At 66.6% G+C, this 5,081-nt stretch carries 5 protein-coding genes; 4 read left to right on the top strand and 1 reads right to left on the bottom strand.

Annotation, left to right across the window (positions count from 1 at the left end; genetic code table 11):
• Positions 1–100: 100 nt before the first annotated feature.
• On the bottom strand, positions 101–577 hold the full coding sequence (locus G6023_RS03930; protein WP_182634142.1) for an SRPBCC family protein: 477 nt from the start codon (positions 575–577) through the stop codon (positions 101–103).
• 285 nt (positions 578–862) lie between these two features.
• Here G6023_RS03930 and groL point away from each other — a divergent pair, with 285 nt between their 5' ends.
• The 4 genes from groL to G6023_RS03910 all read left to right on the top strand — a co-directional run bounded on the left by groL (position 863) and on the right by G6023_RS03910 (position 4,879).
• Positions 863–2,485 (top strand): chaperonin GroEL, encoded by a 1,623-nt coding sequence (gene groL, locus G6023_RS03925; protein ID WP_067719261.1) that lies wholly within the window; start codon positions 863–865, stop codon positions 2,483–2,485.
• A gap of 465 nt (positions 2,486–2,950) precedes the next feature.
• Positions 2,951–3,088 (top strand): hypothetical protein, encoded by a 138-nt coding sequence (locus G6023_RS03920; protein WP_167492367.1) that lies wholly within the window; start codon positions 2,951–2,953, stop codon positions 3,086–3,088.
• A gap of 126 nt (positions 3,089–3,214) precedes the next feature.
• Positions 3,215–3,388: a hypothetical protein gene (locus G6023_RS03915; protein ID WP_167492368.1), complete on the top strand. Its 174-nt coding sequence runs from the start codon at positions 3,215–3,217 to the stop codon at positions 3,386–3,388.
• A 369-nt stretch (positions 3,389–3,757) separates the two neighbouring features.
• Complete coding sequence (locus G6023_RS03910) at positions 3,758–4,879, top strand: alpha/beta hydrolase (RefSeq protein ID WP_067719258.1); 1,122 nt, start codon at positions 3,758–3,760, stop codon at positions 4,877–4,879.
• The last annotated feature ends 202 nt before the right edge of the window (positions 4,880–5,081 follow it).

Raw genomic sequence — 5,081 nt, 5'->3', positions numbered from 1 at the left:
GTCGGTGTCGTCGCCGCCGCCCGCCCACAGGGCGCAGCCGGAGAGCGACGCGACGAGCGAGCCCGCGATGAGGGCCGCGGCGGCCCGGGCCATGCCGGCCTCAGCCCCGCTCGGCGAGCGCCTTGATCCGCTGCAGGGAGGTGGACACGCCCCGGTCCAGCTCGCTGGTGAACGACTTCTGTCCTCCGAACACCTTGTCCGTGAGGAATCGGGAGATGAAGGTCAGCCCGTCCGGGACCTCCCTGCGCTCGGTGAGGAGCGTGCCGCCGGCGGGGGTCGGCTCGAGGTCGAAGACCCAGACGGTGGTGTTCTCGGTGATGCGGTTCGCGAACCGGCGGCCGGGCTCGAACTCCACCACACGGCTGGTCGTGGGCCACAGGAGCGGCCCACGCTTGTTGAGGTTCAGTGCCCACGTGCCCTTGGCGGTGCGGCCGCCGAGGGGGAAGATCTTCCAGGCCTGGCTGCTCCACTGGGGGGCGTTGCGGACCTCGGAGATGACCTCCCAGACCCGGGCCGGCGGGGCGTCGATCTCGATGGAGCTCTCGATGGCGCCTGCTGCGGCGGGTTCGGTGGGCATTGACGAGCCTTTCGGGCGAACGGGTGGGACGGCGTCTCGATGGTAGGGCAGGACCGGACGACATGAGGGTCGTTCGCCGAGCGCGAATCAGTCGTCCGGGCCTTTGCACTCGTCGGGGGCGAGTGCTAGAAAAGCGATTGGCACTCGGCTACCCTGAGTGCCAGCAAGATCTGAGAACCGAGGTCGCAAGGTGAGGCGCGGATCCGACACGGTCCGCACCGTCCGTCGCGGGCACCGACGCTGACCACACGCGTGTCACCCCATACCCGGAGGATGATTCACCCCATGGCAAAGATGATCGCGTTCGACGAAGAGGCCCGGCGCGGCCTGGAGAGCGGTCTCAACCAGCTCGCCGACGCCGTCAAGGTCACGCTCGGCCCCAAGGGCCGCAACGTCGTGCTGGAGAAGAAGTGGGGCGCCCCCACGATCACCAACGACGGCGTCTCCATCGCCAAGGAGATCGAGCTCGAGGAGCCGTACGAGAAGATCGGCGCCGAGCTGGTCAAGGAGGTCGCCAAGAAGACCGACGACGTCGCCGGCGACGGAACCACCACCGCCACCGTTCTCGCCCAGGCGCTCGTGCGCGAGGGCCTGCGCAACGTCGCCGCCGGTGCCAACCCCATGGGCATCAAGCGCGGCATCGAGAAGGCCGTCGAGGCCGTCACCAAGCACCTGATCGACTCCGCCACGGAGATCGAGACCAAGGAGCAGATCGCCGCCACCGCGGGGATCTCCGCCGGCGACCCGGCCATCGGCGAGCTCATCGCCCAGGCCATGGACAAGGTCGGCAAGGAGGGCGTGATCACGGTCGAGGAGTCCCAGACCTTCGGTCTGGATCTCGAGCTCACCGAGGGCATGCGCTTCGACAAGGGCTACATCTCGCAGTACTTCCAGACGGATCCGGAGCGCCAGGAGGCGGTCATGGAGGATCCGTACGTCCTGCTGGTCTCCGGCAAGGTCTCCACCGTCAAGGACCTGCTCCCGCTGCTGGAGAAGGTCATCGGCGAGAACAAGTCGCTGCTCATCATCGCCGAGGACGTCGAGGGCGAGGCCCTGTCGACCCTGGTCGTGAACAAGATCCGCGGCACCTTCAAGTCCGTCGCCGTCAAGGCCCCGGGCTTCGGTGACCGCCGCAAGGCCATGCTGCAGGACATCGCCATCCTCACCGGTGGCCAGGTCATCTCCGAGGAGGTCGGCCTCTCGCTCGAGACCGCCGACATCTCCATGCTCGGCAAGGCCCGCAAGGTCGTCGTGACCAAGGACGAGACCACCATCGTCGAGGGTGCCGGAGACCAGGGTCAGATCGAGGGCCGGGTCAACCAGATCCGCGCCGAGATCGAGAACTCGGACTCCGACTACGACCGCGAGAAGCTCCAGGAGCGCCTCGCCAAGCTCGCCGGCGGCGTCGCCGTCATCAAGGCGGGCGCGGCCACCGAGGTCGAGCTCAAGGAGCGCAAGCACCGCATCGAGGACGCCGTGCGCAACGCCAAGGCGGCCGTCGAGGAGGGCATCGTCGCCGGCGGCGGCGTCGCCCTGGTCAAGTCCGAGGTCGCCATCGATGGTCTGTCCCTCGAGGGCGAGGAGGCCACCGGCGCGAACATCGTCAAGTTCGCGCTCAGCGCCCCGCTCAAGCAGATCGCCCACAACGCCGGCCTCGAGCCGGGCGTCGTGGCCGAGAAGGTCCGCAACCTGCCGGGCGCCGAGGGCCTGAACGCCGCCACCGGCGAGTACCAGGATCTCCTCGAGGCCGGCATCAACGACCCGGTCAAGGTGACCCGTTCGGCGCTGCAGAACGCCGCGTCGATCGCCGCGCTGTTCCTCACCACCGAGGCCGTCGTGGCCGACAAGCCCGAGCCCGCCGCGCCCGCCATGCCGGGTGGCGACGAGATGGGCGGCATGGGCTTCTGATGTAGCCCATCCCAGCACGCGGCCGGGCCCGCACCGGATCTCCGGTGCGGGCCACGGCCTATTTCCGTGCCTCATCGGGCTGCCCGCACGCCGCTCGCTCCGGGAACACATCGTGTTCTTCCCGGTGCGATCCTGATCGTGCGGGCCGCTTTCGGGTCTAATAGGCGCTTGTCTAGATGAAGGTTTATCGACCCGGAGGTTACGAGACCGTATCGATAACTCTTGCAGTTCGTGAGGGAAGGCTAACGCAGCCGATTAAGTCGATGGTTCATTGACCTTTGCGCAGGCAGATCGTGATGCTAGGATCTCCTTGCATCTAGTGATCTGAGTCACGGAGGGCGTGTTAAGTTAAATCTGCGTCACGCGGCCGACGTGGTGACCTAGGTCACGATTGACTTTGGGTCTACTCAGATTACGCTGAGTCTGGCCCCAGAAGCCGGGGCACAACTTTCAAGGGAGAAACACATGCCTGACTTCAGCGCCATCGGCGATCTTCTCGGCGCGATCGACGACGTCCTCTCGGGCGTCATGGGCTTCGCTGGCTCGCTTGCCGGTGACGGCCTCGACACCGTACTGGGCAGCCTCGGCGAAGCCTCCGAATAGCCGCTGCTCGTTTGTGGGGCCTGTTCCGGCCCCCACCTCGACCGCGAGCCTGGAATTGGTCACCCCCCCGCAGTTCACTCGAGTGCCGGAGACCCTGCACTCACCACTCACGTCAAGGAGAAAATTATGGGAATCGATGCTTTCGGTGCCGACGGTAGCCTGGGCCGCATCATCGGCGAGGACGGCACCTTCGGCGTCCTGTCGGACCTGATCGGCTGGGTCAGCGACTTCGTCGGCGCCGCCGGTTACTTCGCCGGTGGCGACCTGCAGGCGGCCTTCGACGCCGGTTTCATGGCCTGAGTAGTACCACTGATCGAGACAAGGGCTCCGGGCTATGCCCGGGGCCCTTGTCTCGTGTCGCGTCCGGTGTGGCGCGCGCACCCTCGCAGCGAGGGGTGTATCGGAATTTCTTCATATCGGTAACGCGAGGTCCGATAGCGCCGATAATGTTGACGTGAGCCGCACCGGCCGGCTCCGTGGTTTCCCTCCGTTCACCTGACTGTGGGAGCCTCGGAGCGTGCCCCGCGGATGCAATACGCACGACCTGCGGACGCAACTATGGTACTACTGTGTCTGGTGGGACTTGTGTGACTACTGGGAATCGGGTTAGCGTTCCCGCAGGAATGCCCGGGTCCGTCTGTGAACAACGAGAATGTAAGGCGTCGAAATATGCGTTCAGTGAAGCGGTTCGGCACGAAGGTCGCGACAGCGGCCCTCGCTGCGGCCATGGTCCCCGTCGTCGCCACGGGCACGGCCCAGGCCCAGGGCGGAAGCATCCAGTACACCAAGGCCACGGCCGCGAACAAGGTCGTCGAGACCGAGCTGCCCGACGGCCGCAAGATCGTCTCGGTGTGGTCGGACAAGATGGCGATCGAGGTCCCCAACATCGTCCAGCCGCCGCGTGACGGCAACGCCGGGGCCCCGGTGCTGTACCTGATCAACGGCGCCGGCGGCGGCGAGGACTCGGCCACCTGGCAGGCGCAGTCCGACGTCAAGAAGTTCATGTCCGACAAGGACGCGTGGACCGTCACCCCGATCGGCGGCGCCTTCTCCTACTACACGGACTGGCAGCGTCACGATCCCAACGTCCAGACCCGCTTCGCCCGCGAGACGAATCGCCCGATGGCGTTCGAGACCTACCTCGCCGAGGAGCTCCCGAACCTCTTCGAGGGCCGCTACGGCGGCAACTACGAGGGTCGAAAGCGTGGACTCGCGGCGATCTCCATGACCGCCACTTCGGTCCTGACCATCGCACAGAAGCACCCTGGCAGGTTCCAGGCAATCGGCTCGTACTCGGGTTGTGCCGAGACGTCCACCCCGATCGGTCATGAGTTCATCAACATCGTCACCGGCATGCGCGGCGGTGCGAACCTCGACAACATGTGGGGCCCCTTCCCGGGCGAGCCCCGCACGGGAACCAACAACTGGTTCGACAACGACCCGGTCTGGGGTGCCTTCCGCTTCCAGGAGCAGATGAAGAACAACCAGCTCCCCGCGATGTTCATCTCGACCGGCAACGGCCTGCCCGGGCCGCACGAGTCGCTCGAGAACTGGCGTCTGCGCAACAGCATCCCGGCGCTGGCCAACCAGGCGATCGTCGGCGGCGTCATCGAGGCGGCCACCCAGTACTGCACGGCCAACCTCGCCCGCCGTTTCGGCGAGCTCGGCATCCCGGCCCACTTCGACTTCGCGCCCAACGGCACGCACTCGTGGGGCTACTGGGAGGATGACCTCAAGCAGTCCTGGCCGATGATGGCCGAGGCCATGGGCGCTCGTTACGGCGCGATCTGATCCTGTAGGGCAGGGCGTCGTACACACCGCCCGGGGCGCCACGAACCCCGCACCACCGACGACCGGTGGTGCGGGGTTCGTCGTACCCGGGGGTGACCGCGCAGACCGGAGCGTAGTCCGGCATCCTGTACAGATGACCACAATGGAGGACCCGCAGCGGGTGGAGCTGCAGCACTCGGACGGCAGCACGAGTCCGTTGCTG

Origin of the sequence: Dietzia sp. DQ11-71, assembly GCF_014144995.1 — a bacterium.
In the GTDB taxonomy this organism is placed as follows: Bacteria; Actinomycetota; Actinomycetes; order Mycobacteriales; family Mycobacteriaceae; genus Dietzia; species Dietzia kunjamensis.
This window is presented reverse-complemented; position numbering and strand designations above follow the sequence as displayed.